Annotated in this window: 18 protein-coding genes; 16 read left to right on the top strand and 2 right to left on the bottom strand. The window is 31.1% G+C overall.

The features are described from left to right. Window positions 1–47: 47 nt before the first annotated feature. Entirely contained in the window at window positions 48–236 is a 189-nt protein-coding gene (locus EDD66_RS07800) for a helix-turn-helix domain-containing protein (protein WP_123609021.1), read from the bottom strand. Window positions 237–578: 342 nt separating this feature from the next. Here EDD66_RS07800 and EDD66_RS07795 point away from each other — a divergent pair, with 342 nt between their 5' ends. Then, window positions 579–857: a plasmid mobilization protein gene (locus EDD66_RS07795; RefSeq protein WP_123609020.1), complete on the top strand. Its 279-nt coding sequence runs from the start codon at window positions 579–581 to the stop codon at window positions 855–857. Beyond that, complete coding sequence (locus EDD66_RS07790; protein ID WP_123609019.1) at window positions 836–1,414, top strand: relaxase/mobilization nuclease domain-containing protein; 579 nt, start codon at window positions 836–838, stop codon at window positions 1,412–1,414. Before EDD66_RS07795 ends, EDD66_RS07790 begins: the two co-directional genes overlap by 22 nt. A gap of 378 nt (window positions 1,415–1,792) precedes the next feature. Here EDD66_RS07790 and EDD66_RS07785 read toward each other — a convergent pair whose 3' ends face one another. Beyond that, a complete protein-coding gene (locus EDD66_RS07785) occupies window positions 1,793–2,047 on the bottom strand; it encodes a single-stranded DNA-binding protein (protein ID WP_123609018.1) in 255 nt (84 codons plus the stop codon). 209 nt (window positions 2,048–2,256) lie between these two features. On the opposite strand from EDD66_RS07785, the gene EDD66_RS18410 reads away from it, so the two are divergent. The 14 genes from EDD66_RS18410 (at window position 2,257) to EDD66_RS07725 (ending at window position 18,259) form a co-directional block, all read left to right on the top strand. Next, window positions 2,257–2,409, top strand: coding sequence for a hypothetical protein (locus tag EDD66_RS18410; protein WP_170164293.1), 153 nt, complete (start codon window positions 2,257–2,259; stop codon window positions 2,407–2,409). A gap of 216 nt (window positions 2,410–2,625) precedes the next feature. Beyond that, window positions 2,626–4,581 (top strand): zinc-ribbon domain-containing protein, encoded by a 1,956-nt coding sequence (locus EDD66_RS07780; RefSeq protein WP_123609017.1) that lies wholly within the window; start codon window positions 2,626–2,628, stop codon window positions 4,579–4,581. 290 nt (window positions 4,582–4,871) lie between these two features. After that, a complete protein-coding gene (locus EDD66_RS07775) occupies window positions 4,872–5,279 on the top strand; it encodes a hypothetical protein (protein ID WP_123609016.1) in 408 nt (135 codons plus the stop codon). A gap of 373 nt (window positions 5,280–5,652) precedes the next feature. After that, on the top strand, window positions 5,653–7,572 hold the full coding sequence (locus EDD66_RS07770; RefSeq protein ID WP_123609015.1) for a hypothetical protein: 1,920 nt from the start codon (window positions 5,653–5,655) through the stop codon (window positions 7,570–7,572). Between the two features lie 360 nt (window positions 7,573–7,932). Continuing rightward, the gene (locus tag EDD66_RS07765) at window positions 7,933–8,235 is read left to right on the top strand and encodes a hypothetical protein (RefSeq protein ID WP_123609014.1); all 303 of its coding nucleotides are present in this window, start codon (window positions 7,933–7,935) and stop codon (window positions 8,233–8,235) included. Between the two features lie 722 nt (window positions 8,236–8,957). Then, entirely contained in the window at window positions 8,958–10,943 is a 1,986-nt protein-coding gene (locus EDD66_RS07760; protein WP_123609013.1) for a site-specific DNA-methyltransferase, read from the top strand. A 1-nt stretch (window position 10,944) separates the two neighbouring features. Further along, window positions 10,945–13,239 carry a DEAD/DEAH box helicase gene (locus EDD66_RS07755; RefSeq protein ID WP_170164292.1) on the top strand — a complete coding sequence of 765 codons (2,295 nt, stop codon included), beginning with the start codon at window positions 10,945–10,947 and terminating at the stop codon, window positions 13,237–13,239. Between the two features lie 337 nt (window positions 13,240–13,576). Beyond that, on the top strand, window positions 13,577–13,744 hold the full coding sequence (locus tag EDD66_RS18405; RefSeq protein ID WP_170164291.1) for a hypothetical protein: 168 nt from the start codon (window positions 13,577–13,579) through the stop codon (window positions 13,742–13,744). Window positions 13,745–13,747: 3 nt separating this feature from the next. Beyond that, on the top strand, window positions 13,748–14,020 hold the full coding sequence (locus EDD66_RS07750) for a JAB domain-containing protein (RefSeq protein ID WP_123609011.1): 273 nt from the start codon (window positions 13,748–13,750) through the stop codon (window positions 14,018–14,020). Window positions 14,021–14,250: 230 nt separating this feature from the next. Further along, window positions 14,251–15,186 (top strand): DUF932 domain-containing protein, encoded by a 936-nt coding sequence (locus tag EDD66_RS07745; RefSeq protein ID WP_123609010.1) that lies wholly within the window; start codon window positions 14,251–14,253, stop codon window positions 15,184–15,186. A gap of 186 nt (window positions 15,187–15,372) precedes the next feature. Further along, entirely contained in the window at window positions 15,373–15,555 is a 183-nt protein-coding gene (locus EDD66_RS07740) for a hypothetical protein (RefSeq protein ID WP_123609009.1), read from the top strand. Next, window positions 15,542–16,489, top strand: coding sequence for a DUF5688 family protein (locus tag EDD66_RS07735; RefSeq protein ID WP_123609008.1), 948 nt, complete (start codon window positions 15,542–15,544; stop codon window positions 16,487–16,489). Before EDD66_RS07740 ends, EDD66_RS07735 begins: the two co-directional genes overlap by 14 nt. Window positions 16,490–16,504: 15 nt before the next feature. Further along, complete coding sequence (locus tag EDD66_RS07730; RefSeq protein WP_123609007.1) at window positions 16,505–17,437, top strand: YqaJ viral recombinase family nuclease; 933 nt, start codon at window positions 16,505–16,507, stop codon at window positions 17,435–17,437. 15 nt (window positions 17,438–17,452) lie between these two features. Further along, on the top strand, window positions 17,453–18,259 hold the full coding sequence (locus tag EDD66_RS07725; RefSeq protein ID WP_123609006.1) for a recombinase RecT: 807 nt from the start codon (window positions 17,453–17,455) through the stop codon (window positions 18,257–18,259). Window positions 18,260–18,314 lie beyond the last annotated feature (55 nt).

Below are 18,314 nucleotides of genomic sequence, written 5' to 3'. Positions count from 1 at the left end.
TACTAGACTATAAAACCGGGACAGATTGCCCCGGTTTATAGTTAATATTAACTATTATCTATACTTTCTCTTTGTACATATTCTTCTACAGATTTTTTTGGAATTTTCCATACACGACCAATACGGAATGCTTTTATTTTTTTATCCTTTAACAGATTGTAGGCTGAGTTTTTACCTATGTTTAGCATATCACATAAATCGTCTATGGTTATTAAGTCTTCAAATTCATTAAACATGATTAAACGCTCCTATCTTAAATTATTTTGTATATATAAATGTTATATGAATAACATATAAGGACAAGTTAGAAAATCATAATATCATGTGTCCAAAATTAAAGATAAATCAAAAAGATAGTAAGTAATGATAAATAATGAATAATAACTTTTTATAATCATCAAACATATTATTAGGAAAAGATATTGATTGCAAGGACTTGTAATACCAATATCCTTTCTTGCTAGTAATGATCAAAGGAAGTGAGAACCTTAAGAAAAAAGAAATAAGAAGTACTAGGATAGTTGAATAAATTCAATGATCTTAGAAAAAGCAATTTAAAAATAGGAGGATACCCTAAGATGAAAAAAACAAAAACGTTAAACATCCGGTGTACCGAGCAGGAATATGAAAAAATTAGTGGTGATGCAAGTGAAAGAAATATGAATATAAGTAAATATATGATTGATTGTGCTTTAAATCCTATGATACCTGCTTTTGTGCCACATAAGGAAAAAATTGTGGAAGAATGTTGCAGATTATCAAAAGAAATAAATCTTTTAAAATTTAATCATTATGATATTTCTTTTAGTGAATTAGAAAGGAGGTACGGCAGAATATGTCAATTATTAAGCTTGTAGATGAAGGATATGAAAGCATTGAAGATATGGGTAGAATAATTCGATATGTTATGGATCCTAGTAAAAATAGATTTAATTTTTATGGTGGGATTGGAGCCTCTTTTTCTAGTGTTCAAGATACTTTGAGGGATTTTATTATGGTGAAAAAAGCATGGCATAAAGAGGACAAGAGACAATTGGTTCATTTCATAGTTGCTTTTGCTCCATTTTGGGAAAATGAAATTGAATATGAGGAAGCATATTATATAGGATATCAGATTGCTATGTATATAGGTGAAAGGTTTCAGATTGTGTTTGCTTTACATGATGACCACTATTCTAAAGATGGTTCATTACATATTCATTTTATTGTAAATACGGTCTCATATATAGATGGATATAAGTTTATAGGTGGAAGGCAGCCCTTTTTTAAATTAAAGGATTACTTAAGAAGTGTTTTACCGTTTGATTTAGAATGGCAAATTTTTTATGGTGATGAAGATGACTGGAAGTGGAAGAAACAGTTAAAAGAACTTTGGGGAGAATGTTATGAATTGAATAGGAAGAGATATATGTAAAAATTATGTATGTGCTTATTGTTTATAAAATCAATAGTATATAAAAGATATAAGCATCTACACTTGCTGTATGAAATAATAAGTATAAAGTATCATAAGTTTATGAACCAAGAATACGAAATACTTATCTCTTTTAATGAAAAAAATATACTATTCCTTCTCAATTAATTATTTTCTTTTTGTATCAACATATTAAGGAATCATTGAGAAGAATGATTCCTTAATATGCTACAATCCGAGTAAGAATTCTATATGCAGTAGAAATAAAAAGTATCGTAGAGCTCACATTCGGTAGCATTATGTATCTAAGGGGCAGAAGCTCAAATTAGGTTAGATTATTAAATGAATACTTAGAGTTTATATTTATTCAATTTGGTATTAAACTCCATATCGATTTCTCCTAGCTTTTGTGTAAATCTGTTGTTTAGAGGATGTTTTTTTAAAAGGGGTAATAAATGTTTTATTATTTTCCACATATCTTAAAAACAGTATCCCTAAAAGCAATCTGTCCTTATGTGGAATTCTGTTCCATTCATAACCTTTAAATAAATCCTTTAATAGAAATTCTTCATTTAGATTAACATTTTCAGTTTCCTTTATTGCGTGGTCTAATAATTGATCAATGTCTATCATGATTGTCGACCTCCATGTTATCAAATATAATGTCAACGTTGTTTGCCTTATTATATTTTAAATAAAGCATGTTGTCAAACTGTATTTTTACTATTAAAGATTACAGAAGAGGAAAGAATAGTATAGTAGTAGAGATATTTCTAATTGGACTTGACATAATGGTTAGACAGTTTTAACATTTAGCTATATTATGTCAAGAAGGTTATTTTATGATATTGGATAGAAATCAACTTAAACAAGCATTAGCTTATGGAAATGACAAAGTCAGTAACGTGGTGTTAGTTGATACAGATGGAACATTTAAAGTTTTACCAAGACCTGAGGATTATGAGGGATATGAATATGCGTGTTCAGTGTTTTAGAGTGTATCAAATGATGGGTATGTTGGAAAAAGCGCATCTGAAGATGAAGCTTTGTTAGATGAATATATGGCAGAAGCTTTAGAAGGATGGGAGAGGTTTTTGCGTAGAAATAAGCAACCACATTATTTAGCAGGTTATAAGTCAATTCAAATCATTATTCACTAAGTTAATTATAAGATAATAAAAGTAAAAGCAATTATCATATAAGGGGAACATATGAGAAAAAGTTTATTAGATTGGTGTCATGAAAATCATTATGAGTATCTCTTGGAAGAATGGGATTCACTGAAAAATGGAGAGTTAGACGAAAAAATATCGTATGGTTCTGAACGTAAAGTACATTGGAATTGTAACAAGGGTCATAGTTGGATTGCTAGTGTGAATAGTCGAACCTCTACATTATCAGGATGCCCATATTGTAGTGGAAGATTTCCTGTGAAGGGAGAAACTGATTTAGCAACTACACATAAAAATTTAGTTCAGGAATGGTTGAAAGAAAAAAATGGGACAGCTACACCATTTAATGTTAAAGCAAGCTCTCACGCAAAAGTATGGTGGAAGTGCAAAAAGTGTGGGCATGAGTGGAAGGCACTGATTAGTAGTAGAACCAGAGGATGTGGTTGCCCAGAATGTGGGAAAAAGGCGATTTCTAAAAGTAGAAGTATACCTAATGTAGATAATCTTTTGATAAATAAATATCCTCAATTGACAAAAGAATGGCATTTTATAAAAAATGGTGAATTAACTCCCGAGACAGTATCATCGGGGTCACATAGAAAAGTTTGGTGGCAATGTGATAAAGGACATGAGTGGGAAACATCTATCGCTAATAGAACGAAAGGTCGTGGATGTCCATATTGCAGTAATAAAATAATTCAAGCGGGTTTCAATGATTTAGAAACTATAAATCCGATATTGGCAAAAGAATGGCACCCAACAAAGAATGAAATGCTGTTTCCTACAGATGTAGCCCCTTCTTCAAATAAAAAAGTATGGTGGAAATGTTTTAAAGGTCACGAATGGCAGGCTACAATTAATAATCGAGCTAAACGTGGCTGCCCTGAGTGCTCTAGAGAACTTAGAGTTTCCTTCCCTGAGAAAGTAGTATATTACTATGTGTCAATGGCTTTTCATGATTGCATAGAAAACTATCGACCTGCTTTTTTGGGAGGTAAAGAACTAGATATTTTTATACCAAGTTTAAATATCGGAATAGAATATGATGGTGAAGCATTTCATTCTTCTATTGAAAATGATATGGAAAAAGATAAAATATGCAATCAACATAGAATACAACTAATAAGAATAAGAGAACCCAATTGTCCAAAACTTCAGGGAAGTAGTATTTGCTTTTTTTTACGATCAAGGAAAGAGAGAGATTTAGAAAAGATTATCGTAGAAGTAATTTTAAAAATTAATGAACAGACAAGTGCCATTATGGATGATTTACCTAAAATTAATATTAATAAAGATCGAAAAAAAATATATAAACTTTTGAATTACATGGAAAAGAAAAATTCGCTAGCAATCACTCATCCATATTTGATGGATGAGTGGAATATACAAAAAAATGGTGATTTGACACCTGCGAAAGTTACTAGTGGTTCTGATAAAAAGGTTTGGTGGGTGTGTAAAAATGGGCATGAATGGCAGGCATCAATTTCTCACCGAGTAGCAGGTCGCGGATGTCCTATATGCAATAATAGAATAGTAGTAAAAGGAATCAACGATATTGTGACTCTTAATCCCAATTTAATGAAAGAATGGTGTTATAAAAAGAATACTGGTTTGAATCCAACAACTATTGGAAAAGGTTCAAATATAAAAGCTTGGTGGAAATGTCAAGTATGTGGCACAGAATGGAAATCCTACATAAGTGCTAGAATGAAAGGTTCTGGATGTCCTTTGTGCTTGAAAAATCAATTATCAAAAAAATTAAGTATTCCAACTAAGGGTAATAGCTTGGCAGAATTTTACCCACAAATAGCTGCACAATGGAATTATAATAAAAATAATGGGTTACAACCTAGTGAAGTTTCTAGAAGGTCTGGTAAAAAAGTTTGGTGGATATGTGAAAAGGGACATGAATGGGAAGCAACAGTTACATCCAGACAAAAAGCAGGATGTCCATATTGCAGTAATAAAAAAATGAAACTCATTTCTAAGATTTAGAAAAATAAATTTTGAATCGGTGAAAGAATCATATTTATATAAAAATGGAAAATTAACTCCGGGTGATTTATCCAATAATTCTAAATAAAAGGTTTATGGATTTATAAAAATAGGCATGAATGGGAAGATACAGTAAAAGCAGGAACTACAAAAGCGGATGTAATCGATGTAAAAGAGCGAGAAAATAGTGAAATAAAAAATATCTTGAAGTTTATCCAATTAAAATATTCTTATTTATAAAATAAAATTAGGTGGATTCTAATTAACAATATAACCCCAAAGGAGGATTTATGGATAATCTCATCAGAATTTGTTTACAGTTTCGCAAAGCTATTGAAAAAACCAATAAAAATGAACTATTAATTAGCTTCAAAAATTTTCCACTTGGTAGCTGTGGAGATACTTCGTTAATTTTAGGATCATATTTACATAGTAAAGGGTATGGAGTTTATAATTATATATGTGGTGAGAGAGGCGAACAAAGTCATGCTTGGTTGGAAAAGGATGGTTTAATAATTGATATTACTAGTGATCAGTTTGGAAAAGAAAATAGTTCTGTATATGTAGGTTTGATAAATGATTTCTACTCTGAGTTTGAAGTAGAATTTAGCCATCCATATTATGAATCACTTGATGGTAATTCAATAGATACTGATACCCTATATAATGATTATATAAAAATATGTGCTAATCTTTAATGAAGTAATATTTTGTAAAACATTAAAGAAATTGTGGTTTATCTATATACTGTTATGGCAGTAGTATTAATAAGTGGTTCTGGTGATAATATCATTTATCAATGGGTTAGTAAAAGATAGTTCAGGAAAAGCTATAATCTCTATGTGAACAAATTTAAAAGGGGAGGCAGATAAGATGTGATTTCGTTACATATTGTCAGCCTTCTTTTTGTATTGAAAAAATGGAGAGTTTTTTATTAGATTTGGTATGTTGTATAAGAATACATTTAAAGTTGTGGCAGAAATTGGGTGGGCAAAACAGTAATAATTGACGCAAATTTCATAACATGGTAAAATTGTACAAACATTAATTGATTTATTTAGGGAGGTTAAAATGGTTAAAAACTTATACAAAAGAATATTTCTATTTGCTGGTTTATTTTTTATTATTATGGTGAATTTTGTAAATTCAACAAAAGTAAATGCTAAATATAATATTTGGGATGGAAGTATAGCGAGCAATTTTGCTGGGGGAAACGGTACGGAAAAAGATCCATTTCAAATAGAAAATGGTTCACAATTAGCGCTTTTATCTAAGTATGTAAATGAGAATATATCTAATTATTCTACCTCATATTATATATTAATAGCGGATATTTTTTTAAATGATACGTCTAATTGGGAGAATTGGAAGAATTCATCTCCCGACAATAGTTGGACATCAATTGGAACTGTCAATGCGCAATTTAAAGGAGTTTTTGATGGTAATGGGCATAAAATTATAGGTATGTATGGTAATGAAGCAAAAGATAATTATGCTATGAGGTTAGGATTATTTGGCTGTGCTTCTGAGGCAATAATCAAGAATGTTGGAGTTGAGAAGAGTTGCTTGATAGGAAAGTACTGGAGAAACACTATCGCAAGTATCGTTTGTTATTTAAAAGATGGTATTGTTGATAACTGTTACAACAAAGGAAATGTAATAGGGTATGGCTCAGAACTCGCTGGAATAGTAGGAAGTAATTATGATGGAACAGTTAAAAATTGCTATAATTATGGTAAAGTTACATATAGCGATGTTAATTCACATCCTTCGGATATTGGTGGGATTGTTGCACTTAATTATGGGCAAATAGATAATTGTTATAATAAAGGTTACGTTTTTGAAAATGATAAAGTTAAACAACCAGATCGTGATCTTGGAGGAATAGTAGGAAACAATTTGGGGAAGGTGGAAAATAGCTATAATGATGGCAGCATAACTTGTGGTAATAATGTAAATTGTGTTGGTGGAATTGCGGGAACGAACTGTGATGGAAATATAGTTAATAGTTATAACACGGGTAAAATTACAACTGGAAAGAATTGCTCATATATAAGTGGAATAGTAGGAAATCTCAGTGGTGGTACCGTACAAAAATCTTATAATACCGGTAAAATTGCATGTAGTACAAATAATAAATATATTGGCGGTATTAATGGTCGTATGTTTAAAGGTAAGATTATAGAAAGTTATAATAAAGGTAATATTAGTATTTCAACCAATAGTGAATCCATTGGTGGTGTTATTGGTTGTGAAGATGATTATGATTTGGCTTGTGAAATTTTAAATTGTTACAATTTAGGTACAATAACATGTGGAAGTAAATGCAAAAAAGTTGGTGGAATTGCAGGTTCCTCTGATAGTAAAACAGATAATTGTTATAATAAAGGAATGATAAGTGTTGGTAAATATGGAGATGGTATAGGTGGAATTATTGGAGTATCTTTGAAAGGGATAATTACTAATTGCTATAATATTGGAGATATAAAATCAAGTTATTCAACGTGCTTAGGTGGTATTGTAGGTAATTTAGGTGCCTATGCAATTATTGATGACCCTTATCCAAATATCAAATCTAAAGTTTCAAATTGTTATAATTTGGGCAATATAGGAGGAAGAGATTGTTTCTATGTTGGAGGAATAGTTGGTGAAAGTTATCAAAAAACCTATAACTCCTATAATGCGGGTACTGTTACTGCAGGAGGTATGGTTGGAGGAATAATAGGTAGAAAGACCTTTGGTGGCAATAATATACCATCAAACTGCTTTTATTTAAAAGATTGCGTAAAATTAGCAGGTAAGAATATATATAAAGATGAAATTAATACATACGGTAGTAAATTAACTACTAAAGAATTAAAGAAATCAACATTTGTAAGTAAGTTAAATAAATGGGTAAAAGAGCATGGCGATAAAGTATATAGCTCATGGAACTTGGGGCCAAGTAATAAAAATAAAGGGTATCCATATTTGAAAAATAACAGTAATTAAAAAGTAAGATAAATTATTAATTATGTTTATTCTAATTTCTATTAATTTATAAACTTTTATCTTTGGTGTTATTAATGCAAAAGGTAGGTTATGTTATAAATTGTAACCTACTTTTTGCGTTGTCATGGAGGTTTCGTAAATATAATAATAATTTTAATAGGTAGCTAAAACGGATTATTAGCCTGTAAGTGCCCACAAAAATATTTATTTAAGTCATGAATTTAACATCTTTTTTCAATTTATATAAGACAAAGTATTTTGTTAAAATAGAACACTTTTGTATACCCCTGTATTACAGTAATTATGAAAAAATTTGCAGATGATCTAATTGCTTAATTTAATATTGAGATTTCTGATAATTTGTATTCTTATTTTGCTTTTCTAGATTCAAAGCTATTAACTTATAATGTTTCAGAGATTAAGGATCAATATAAAAAAGAATATGATATTTTTACTAACGCAGTAAATGATGTTGTGAAGTGTGATAACAAAAAGTCAAATAGTACCTTTTATTGGGAATATATAAATAATGAAGCTAATGAAAGGTCTAGACAGTTTACAAATCCATGTATTGAATTGGTGGATAGCAAGGAGACGGAAGTAAAGCATATATTTGCAACATTTGATAAAAAACTTAGTGATATTATTAGAATAATGAAATGAAAACTTTAATAGGATTTAGTGAGCATTGTGATATAGATTTAAGTTCTACCAATTGCACCCGGGTAGATAAGGGTTTCAGAGTTTTTAGTAAAACTTTGATAACCTTTTTTTAGTGTTAAAAATGTATCTGAAGATTTATAACCAGCCGTGTGATAATGCAATTGTCAAAAGGGTTCTAGTTCATAATTTAAAGTAGAAAAGTAATATTTATAGTGGTAGTGGCTATACATCCTATGCGGAAAAAGGTTGTCTCACAAATAGAAGATTTTGCATGATATATGCAAGAAGTGTATTATTAAATACTCATAGAAATCGCTGACGAGAATGGTAAGTATTGTTTCTATTATGTTTAACAAATTGCTTTGATAGTAAAAATTAGTGATAAAATAAAGATTTAATGGTGCGATTTAGCGTATTCAGTAAATTGCCCCAAGGTTCCATAAGTCAAATAAGTATTGCTTTTGGATAAAAAAATAAAGTCAATGGTTAATCAATTAAATTGCAATGGTGAATGATAGTAATTTATGATACAATTAATAATGGGTATTTATATAGAAAAGAGATATATGTTAAGCTAAGTGGAATTGTCTTAATATTTTTATTGATTAATGAGAGTTTTTTAATGTGGATTTAATAAATTTAATTAGTCTTAATAATTTAGTTAAAATAAAATTTTTAAGTAGTTGAGTAGTGTGAAAAATAAACTACAAGGAGACGTGGAAATGGAAAATAATTTAGAAAGTATTGAATTAATGAGTAAGGAAGAGTTAGTTGAATTAATAGCCAAAATGTTAAATGGTGGTGTTTCGCTATCATTCAATGGTAAAAGAACAGCTCAAGTAATTCAAAGAAAAGTAATGCCAAGAGTAATAAAAATTAATAAAGAGCTATCGTTTAATGATGATAATGGAAAATGCGAAAATCTAATTATAGATGGTGAAAATCTGCAAGCAATGGTTACTTTGTATAAATATAAGGGTTCGATAGATTTGATTGTTACAGATCCTCCATATAATACAGGCAAAGATTTTAGATATAATGATAAATGGGACACAGACCCTAACGATCCTGATTTGGGATCTTTAGTTACGCTTGAAGATGGTTCAAGGCATACAAAATGGATGAAATTTATGTTACCACGTATTCAAATGATGTATGCAATGTTGAAATCAAATGGTATTTTGGCAATTTGTATAGATGAACGTGAGTTATTTCATTTAGGAATGATGTTAAATGAAGTTTTTGGAGAAGAAAATAGAATTGGAATAATAAATTGGCAGAAGTCGTATGCGCCTAAAAATGATAGTACTCATTTATCAAGTGCAACTGAATATGTTTTGGTATATGCAAAAAACAAGGCGATATCAAAAACAGCCTTATTAAGTAGAACAGAGCAAATGAATTCTAAATATAAAAATCCCGATAATGATCCTGAAGGGTTATGGAGGGATGATAATCCAGTTGCTGCCAGAAAGACAGAAAAGGATAGATATGCGATACAATCTCCCTTTACAGGAGCTTTACATTATCCAGGAGCAGGCGCATGGCGAAATACTAAAAAAAACATGAAGGAATATTTAGAAAAATGGGGAAGTAAATATATTGAAATGAGTCTTGATGATGGTAGAGCAAAAGCTTTAGTAATTAAAGGGGCTAATCTACCAACTATTGATATAACTCAAAATTTAGATAATAATCCAGTAATAGAATTGTCTGAAAGTAAAAATGAAGTATTAATATTAGCGGAACAAAAAGCTAAAAAAATACAGGAAAGTAAGGTTATTCCGATGTTGTATTTTTTACGAGAAGGGTATGGAAGACCTGCACTGAAGAGATATTTGAAATATGTAAAGCAAGGTAAAGTTCCTCTAACATTTTGGGCAGATGAAGATTATGATGAATTGTTTAAACTTGATTGCCAATCTTGGGGATTCGAAGAGAGCGGACATAGCCAGACGGGAATTAAGGAATTGGATTATATTTTAGGTAAAGGACATAATTTTCAAACTGTAAAGCCATTGAAATTGATTGAGAAAATTATTCAATTATGGTGTCCTGCAAAAGGAATTGTGTTAGACCCTTTTGCAGGGTCAGGAACTACAGGACATGCAGTACTTGAATTAAATCAAATACCAGAAGTTGATAGAAAATTTATATTAGTAGAAAAAGGTGAAGAGACTGATCGATATGCCAGTACACTTACAAGGGAAAGAATTGTAAGAGCAATCAAAGGAAATAGAGTTGATAAATTAGGTAATGTTAAAAAAATGGAAGAAGATTTCCCAGGTGGCTTTATATATTGGGAACTGGAACAGAAAGTTGATGCAAAAGCAATACTAGAAATGAAGAGGGATGAACTAATAGATGTAATTATTTCATCACATTGGGAGGATGATAAACGAAAATCAACAAGCATTATTGAACGAATAGAAAAGAAATATAAATTTTTAGTAGGAAAGAATAGTCTGGGTGAAGGCTTTTTTATTATTTGGAATGGTAAAGACTCAGTAGGAAAATTAGATCAAGACATATATATGGAATTACTCAAAGAATCAAAAGAAGAAGGGGTAAAGGCACCTTTTCATGTATATGCAAGGACGCAGATATATCAAACCAATAAAGTTAAGTTTTATCAAATACCAGATAAGATATTAATGCACTTGGGATTAAATGAAAACAGTGATAGATTTAATAACGAGGAGGAGTAGTATGGAATTAAAAAATTTCCAAATTGAGGCGTCTGAACAGATTGCTAATAGATATTGTAAATATATGCAAGCACCATTAATGATTAGAAAAGATGAGGTTGTTCCTTTTTACCAAAACCTATCGGCAATTACTGGGGCTGGCAAAACACTAATTTTAGCAGATACGATTGAACAAATAAGAGTTATGGCGAATACACAACCGATTGTACTATGGTTATCAAAAGGTAAAGTAGTTGTTGGTCAGACGTTGGAAAATTTAGCCAATGGGAAATACGCAGAAAATATCACTGAGTATGTAGTTAAACCTTTATTAGACTGTAAAGAACAAGATATACTTGATGATGAAAAAGGAATAATTCTTGTTGCTACTGTTGGTAAATTTAATCAAAAGGATAAAGAAAATGGAGATAGAAGAATATTTAAAACTGGATTTGACAATGCTAATCAATCCTTATGGGGATTGCTTAAGCAACGTAGAAACTTTAATAATATAAAACGTGAATTAATTATTGTTTATGATGAGGGACATAATCTATCAGATCAACAATTAGGTCTGTTACTTGATTTGAAACCTGATACATTAATAGCTGCGAGTGCAACAACAAAAGTTCCAAAAAAACTTGAGAATTATATAAATCGATTAAAAAATGATAATGATATGGAAGATAAAGATTTAATAGTTGCCATTAGTAACAAAAGGGTTGTAGATAGTGGGTTAATAAAAAAGCATATTTCTATTGGAGGGTATATGACTCCTATGGAAATTGCAATTAGTAACATGCTGATTGATATGAAAGACACAGAACAAGCATGCGAAAAATATGGCTGCGATTTTAGACCAAAAGCAATATATGTAAGTAATACTAATGCATTACTTCAGACATCACAGCTTGACGATATTTTGGTTCCATTTACGGAAAGAAAAGCGAGGCCTATACAAATATGGAGATATTTGACAGAACAAGGTGTAAAACCAGAAGAGATTGCGGTTTATTGCAATTTGAAATTTGATAATAAATTTCCTAAACCGAATAATTTTAATTTATTTAACGGAGGAGAAGATGATTATGATGAATTTATAAATGGGGACTATAAGCATATTATATTTAACCAATCGTTGCAGGAAGGGTGGGATGACCCATCGTGCTACTTCGCTTATATAGATAAAGACATGGGCTCTAATACTCAGGTTACACAAATTATAGGTAGGGTATTAAGACAGCCGAATGGACAACATTATCCTGATGAAAAATTGAATATGGCAAGTTTTTATATTAAAACTGATGAGAAAGATGTGTTTAAAACAATAATTGAAGATGTAAAAAATACTTTGACTATTGAAATTCCAGAAATTGCGATATCGTATAAATCAACAGATGGAAATAAGAAGATTAGAGCTACTATTGAACCTAAACTTGAGATAGATATTCCCGATGTGGCAATAGATTCAGAAAAGGCAGAAAAAGAAATTGCTCATTTAATTGAAATAATGAATGATTACAGTGTTGATGAAATAAATACTGTTGGAAAGGGCACTACAATTAAAGCAGTAGCAGAAATAGGCAAAAATAAGAAAATCAAAGAAGTAGAAGTTCAAACAGGTCATAGTAATAGGGTTAGCGTTAGGTGGTTATTTAGGAGAGAATTAAATAAATTGGCTAAAGGAGCAGTGGGCTTATGTGATTTGTCTATACCAAAATTTGATGCTTTGATAGAATACAGTAGTAATGCTACTAGCTATGTCCGTGAATATGCAAAAAAAATTGCGGAGGTATATCGTAAAAAATCTAATATCTTACAAAATCCTTTAGACACAAGTGCAGTTGGAGAGGTGTTCATAAGTGGAACGGGATATGATTTTGTAAATTCACTTCATTCTAGATATAGTGATTTTAATGAATTTGAACTGAGGTTTGCAAGAGAGTTAGATAAGACAGGATTGCTATGGATGAGAAATCCCCAAAATGGTTTTTTAAAAATCCCCTTGTTAGATGGTAAAGGGACTAACAATTTTAATCCTGATTTTGTAGTATGGGGAGAAAATGTCATTTTTGCGTTAGATACAAAAGGAAATCATTTAATTCAAGCAGACAGTGAGAGAAAATTATTTTTTGTTGAAAAAGTGTGTGATGGGCCGGATTTGCAAATAAGGCTCATAAGTGAAAAAAAATATAATGATAAAGGCGAGGTCGTTGATAATGATGGATATACAGTTTGGATGATACACCAGGGAAAAATTTGCCCCATTTATTGTGCGACATTAACAGAGACAATTGAGGTTTGTACTAGAAGATAGAGGTACTTTGTAGTCTTGTATAAAACAAGGATACGATTATTAATTAAAAAAATTCTGGGTTTGCACTTTATGTTTTGGAAAACTTATCTGGGTTAACTATATCTAAAGGAATATTCCAATATTTAGTTAATCGTCGCTAAGTTCTTAGTATGTTGCACTAATGATAATGATATCTTCAATATTTTTGATGATATATTATAAATATTTTTATCCAGCTTGGTATTCATACACAGCCTATACATATAAAAAACTTGGAATAAAAATGTAGAACTATGCTTTATTAACATATATTATTTCCTTGAATAATGATTTTTGATAATTCAAGGAGGAAATTAATTTGAACAACAAGAACCATATATATGAATTAATGGCAAGATCAGAACAAAAGAACGGCGTAAGTATTATTAAAACCATCGTAGTAAAAGAGTGGAGTATGCTACATGGGGCAAGACAGATAGACACACCTCAATTGGAAGCTAGTTTAGCAAGAGAATTCAAAGTGTAAACCATTATCTTTAGAGATGTTGCTATCGGTACAGTAAATTCCTGCATAGTATCTCCTAAAGAAGTATTCAAACATGCGATATTATCAAATGCCGTGAATATTATTGTATTTCATAACCATTATAGCGGAGACCCAACTGCGTCTATAGAGGATATCAATACAACAAAAAGATTAGTAGATGCAGGAAACTTATTAGGTATTTCAGTTGTGGATCAAATAATTATTGGAGATGAGGATATTTTTTTAAGTTTAAGAGAAGAAGGAATTATGATGTAGCCAAAGCATAAAATTACATACGATAATGAATAGACAGTGGAAACACTGTCTATTTTTCTGCCGTTCATTAGGATAGTGGACCGTATTTATAATGACATTTCAAGGATTAATTATTAGCATCATTTTATTATCTAAAGAAATGATGCTAACCTTTTATGACGAGGTCAGGAAGGATAGTTATATATTATTACAGTGAAACCAAAAACAGAATATTTTAAAGGAGTGATTTAATGTCAGCAAATGTAGAAACAATGTTTTATGTTAGAACTGCCCCATGGCATGGGTTAGGAATAAGAGTAGAAGAGGCACTTTCATCAACGGAAGCATTAGAAAAGGCTGGTTTAGATTGGAGAGTTATTCAAAAAGAATTAGTGACTAGTGATGGAGTACCAATTGAAGGCTACAAAGCGAATGTAAGAGATTCTGATTGCAGAGTATTAGGAGTGGTAACAGATCGTTACAAAATAGTGCAAAACCAAGAAGCCTTTGCTTTTACAGATGAGTTACTAGGAAAAGGGGTGAGGTATGAAACAGCCGGGTCATTGCAAGAAGGAAGAAAAACATGGTTACTAGCAAAGCTACCGAGTGAGTATATTATTGCAGGTGATCGGATTAGTCCGTATTTAGTCTTTTCAAATTCTCATGACGGTAGTGGGGCAATCAAAATTGCAATGACACCTATTCGTGTTGTTTGCCAGAATACACTTAATTTGGCCTTAAACACAGCAGAAAGAATGTGGACTGCGAATCATACTGGAAACATACAAATCAAATTAGATGAGGCAAAAGAGGTCTTATTTCGTGCTGAAGATTACATGGATAAGTTAGGAACCGAAATATATCAATTAAACAACAGGAAGGTATTGGATGATGCAGTAACAGAGATGATTGAAGCAATATTACCTATTGCTGATAATGCAACAGAATTACAAGAAAGAAATGTAATGAAACAAAGAGAGGATATAAAAGATAGATTTTACTATGCTCCTGATTTACAGCATGTTGAGAAAAATGCTTATCGGTTTATTAATGCAGTTTCTGATTTTGCTACCCATGCAAAACCATTACGTGAAACAAATTCTTATAAGGAAAATCTATTTGCTCGTACCATAGAGGGGAATTCATTTATTGATAAATCATATGAACTAGTAAGAAATATAGCATAGTAAATAAGTATTTCCACCTAGCCTGATTTTTCTAAATTTAAGATGTTTTGGACTACTCTATTTTAAGTATTCCATGCACTTAAAGGTATATAGGGATTGATAAACTTAATTAATGAGAGGTATATTTGAGCTTCTATCCAATGGGGTAGAAGCTCATTTTATCTTGAAAAAATAAAGGAGAAGAAAATGCAAAATAGAATTAATATTAAGATATGCAATGTGGCAATCGATATGGGGGTTGCTTTAATTTCATTTGGAATTAGCTTTAACCAGCAAAGTAAGTTAAATGATACAAATGAGTTAGAGCAACCCCACTTAATTTCAAATCAAGTAAAAACAGAAGGAGAAGTGAACGATGAATTACAATGAATTTATGAAAGAAATAAGCAAAGAAGTACAATTTAAACTTGGAGCAGATTACAAGGTGAAAGTCCAGAAAGTAGACAAAATTAATACTGAGGGGTTACAAAGTATGGTAATTTGGGACAAGAAACAAAAAATGACACCGAATATATATTTGGAAACCTTTTATGATGAGTTTCTAGAGGGTAGAGCAATGGACGATATTGTAAATGAAATTATTGTAATCTACAATAATGCAGATACAAATCCAATTAGTATTATTGATTGCATTAATGATTTTGAAACTATCAAAAGCAAAATTTATTTCAGGGTAGTAAATTATAAGAAAAACGAAATTAATCTGCAATACATACCATCTATTCCTATTTTAGATTTAGCACTTGTCTTTTGTATTTTAGTAAAACAAGATGAGAATGGAATAGGGAATATTACAATAACAAATGATATAATAAATAAGTGGAATATTAGTATTACAGAGGTATATAAAGAAGCTCAGATTAATACCCCACATCTATTTCCACCAACTGTTAAGTCTATGTCGGAAGTTATGATGTCTATCATGAAAAAAGAAATTTCACAAAATGATATAGATATGGAAACAATGGAGATGATGAATTTATTCGTTGAAGATCTAAATAATCAACGAAATGAAGAAACAATGTATGTGGCTTCTAATACCATTGGAATAAATGGAGCCGCTTGGCTGTTTTATGAAAATGAATTAAAAGAATTTAGAAATAAAATAGGTGCAAATCTCTATATCTTACCTTCAAGCATCCATGAAGTAATTTTAGTGCCTTCCAATGAAAGATTATCGAAAGAGGATCTACTTAAGATGGTTAAGGATGTGAATAGTTCACAAGTGCCAGAAAATGAAATTCTTTCAAATAATATTTATGAATATAAAAATGACATTGAAGGTATTATAGCATTATTTTAAGAAAGGAAGGTTTCTATGTGTAAAGTCTTAGTAAAAACATCTGGTTTAAGCCATGAAGAATGGTTGAAATATCGAAAACTCGGACTTGGAGGAAGTGATGCAGGGGCAATATGCGGGTTAAATCCATACTCATCTCCAATGTCTGTTTATTTTGATAAAATTGGAGATGAAATTATTCTAATTGATAATGAAGCAATGAAACAAGGAAGAGACTTAGAGGATTACGTGGCTAAGCGATTTATAGAAGCAACAGGCTTAAAAGTACGTAGAGCGAATTCAATATTTATGCATGAACAGTATCCACATTTACTTGCAAATGTGGATCGAATGTTAGTAGGTGAGAATATAGGATTAGAGTGTAAGACCGCAAGCCCGTATAGTGCCGGCAAATGGAAGGACGGGGAAGTGCCAGCACATTATTTAGCCCAATGTTATCATTATATGGCAGTTATGAATGCGGATGCGTGGTATATTGCTGTTGTTATTCTAGGACAAGATTTTAAATATGTTAAAATCGAGCGAGATGAAGAAATAATAAATAATTTAATTAAAATAGAAACTGATTTTTGGAATAATAATGTTTGCAGACGAGTGATACCAGAACCAGATGGATCAAAGGAAGTAGATGAATTAATTAATCAGTACTTTGGTACTCCTCATTCTCATGAGAGCCTAATTCTTCAGGGATTTGATGATGCATTACAACGAAGAGAAGAACTGAATGAATTCATTGCTAGGTTAGAGCAAGAAAAGAGGAAAATTGAGCAAGACATTAAACTTTTTATGGCAGATTCAGAAGTTGCGATCAATGATTCTTATCGTATTACTTGGAAAAATACAATAGCCACAAAATTAGATACAGAACGACTTAAAACAGAACGACCAGATATTTATCAAGAGTACAGTAAGGTATCTAATTACAGACGGTTATTAATTAAGGCAGCATAGGAAAGAAGGGATACAATGAAAGATATAAAATCAGCACTGGAAAAGAAAGTAGACAAGCAGGATGTGAAATTGACAAAAAGTATGAGCATTACAGATATGATTAAGGCATTGGAGCCAGAAATTAAAAAGGCACTTCCTTCTGTTATCACACCAGAACGATTTACACGTATGGCATTATCTGCAGTAAATAATACTCCTAAACTTGCAGAATGTTCTCAGATGAGTTTTCTTGCTGCTCTCATGAATGCAGCACAACTTGGCTTGGAACCTAATACATCTCTGGGGCAGGCATACTTGATTCCGTATCAAAATAAAGGGAAATTAGAATGTCAGTTTCAATTAGGATTTAAGGGAATGATAGATTTGGTGTACCGAAATGAGAAAGTGCAGACCATACAGGCACACTGTGTTTATGAAGAAGATTATTTTGAATATGAATTAGGGTTAGATTCCAAATTAGCACATAAACCCGCATTGGCAAACAGAGGCAAGATGATTTTAGTCTATGCCTTTTTTAAATTGGAGAATGGGGGATTTGGTTTTGAAGTTATGAGCAAAGAGGATATTGATATACATGCTCTGAAGTATTCTAAGGGCTATTCATCCCAATACAGTCCATGGAAATCAAACTATGAAGATATGGCAAAGAAAACAGTAATAAAAAAGGTTTTGAAATATGCACCCTTAAAGATTGATTTCCAAAGAGCAATATCTGTTGATGAGACAGTAAAAGCAGAGATATCAATTGATATGTCGGAGGTTCAAAATGAGGAAATTATTGATGGACAGTGTACAGATGTTGGAGAAATAGAAGAAAAATAGTTATATATTATTATTATGATATTTGGGTCGAACCCAAAACCGATCGCGAAGGTAC

This window comes from Mobilisporobacter senegalensis (genome assembly GCF_003752155.1).
Lineage (GTDB): Bacteria > Bacillota > Clostridia > Lachnospirales > Lachnospiraceae > Mobilisporobacter > Mobilisporobacter senegalensis.
Note: the sequence above shows the minus strand (reverse complement) of the source record. Positions and strands in the feature narration are given on the sequence as shown.

Coding starts and splice junctions, on each gene's coding strand:
- EDD66_RS07800 (WP_123609021.1), bottom strand. CDS start 236: ATGTTTAATGAATTTGAAGACTTAATAACCATAGACGATTTATGTGAT.
- EDD66_RS07795 (WP_123609020.1), top strand. CDS start 579: ATGAAAAAAACAAAAACGTTAAACATCCGGTGTACCGAGCAGGAATAT.
- EDD66_RS07790 (WP_123609019.1), top strand. CDS start 836: ATGTCAATTATTAAGCTTGTAGATGAAGGATATGAAAGCATTGAAGAT.
- EDD66_RS07785 (WP_123609018.1), bottom strand. CDS start 2,047: ATGATAGACATTGATCAATTATTAGACCACGCAATAAAGGAAACTGAA.
- EDD66_RS18410 (WP_170164293.1), top strand. CDS start 2,257: ATGATATTGGATAGAAATCAACTTAAACAAGCATTAGCTTATGGAAAT.
- EDD66_RS07780 (WP_123609017.1), top strand. CDS start 2,626: ATGAGAAAAAGTTTATTAGATTGGTGTCATGAAAATCATTATGAGTAT.
- EDD66_RS07775 (WP_123609016.1), top strand. CDS start 4,872: ATGGATAATCTCATCAGAATTTGTTTACAGTTTCGCAAAGCTATTGAA.
- EDD66_RS07770 (WP_123609015.1), top strand. CDS start 5,653: ATGGTTAAAAACTTATACAAAAGAATATTTCTATTTGCTGGTTTATTT.
- EDD66_RS07760 (WP_123609013.1), top strand. CDS start 8,958: ATGGAAAATAATTTAGAAAGTATTGAATTAATGAGTAAGGAAGAGTTA.
- EDD66_RS07755 (WP_170164292.1), top strand. CDS start 10,945: ATGGAATTAAAAAATTTCCAAATTGAGGCGTCTGAACAGATTGCTAAT.
- EDD66_RS07745 (WP_123609010.1), top strand. CDS start 14,251: ATGTCAGCAAATGTAGAAACAATGTTTTATGTTAGAACTGCCCCATGG.
- EDD66_RS07740 (WP_123609009.1), top strand. CDS start 15,373: ATGCAAAATAGAATTAATATTAAGATATGCAATGTGGCAATCGATATG.
- EDD66_RS07735 (WP_123609008.1), top strand. CDS start 15,542: ATGAATTACAATGAATTTATGAAAGAAATAAGCAAAGAAGTACAATTT.
- EDD66_RS07730 (WP_123609007.1), top strand. CDS start 16,505: ATGTGTAAAGTCTTAGTAAAAACATCTGGTTTAAGCCATGAAGAATGG.
- EDD66_RS07725 (WP_123609006.1), top strand. CDS start 17,453: ATGAAAGATATAAAATCAGCACTGGAAAAGAAAGTAGACAAGCAGGAT.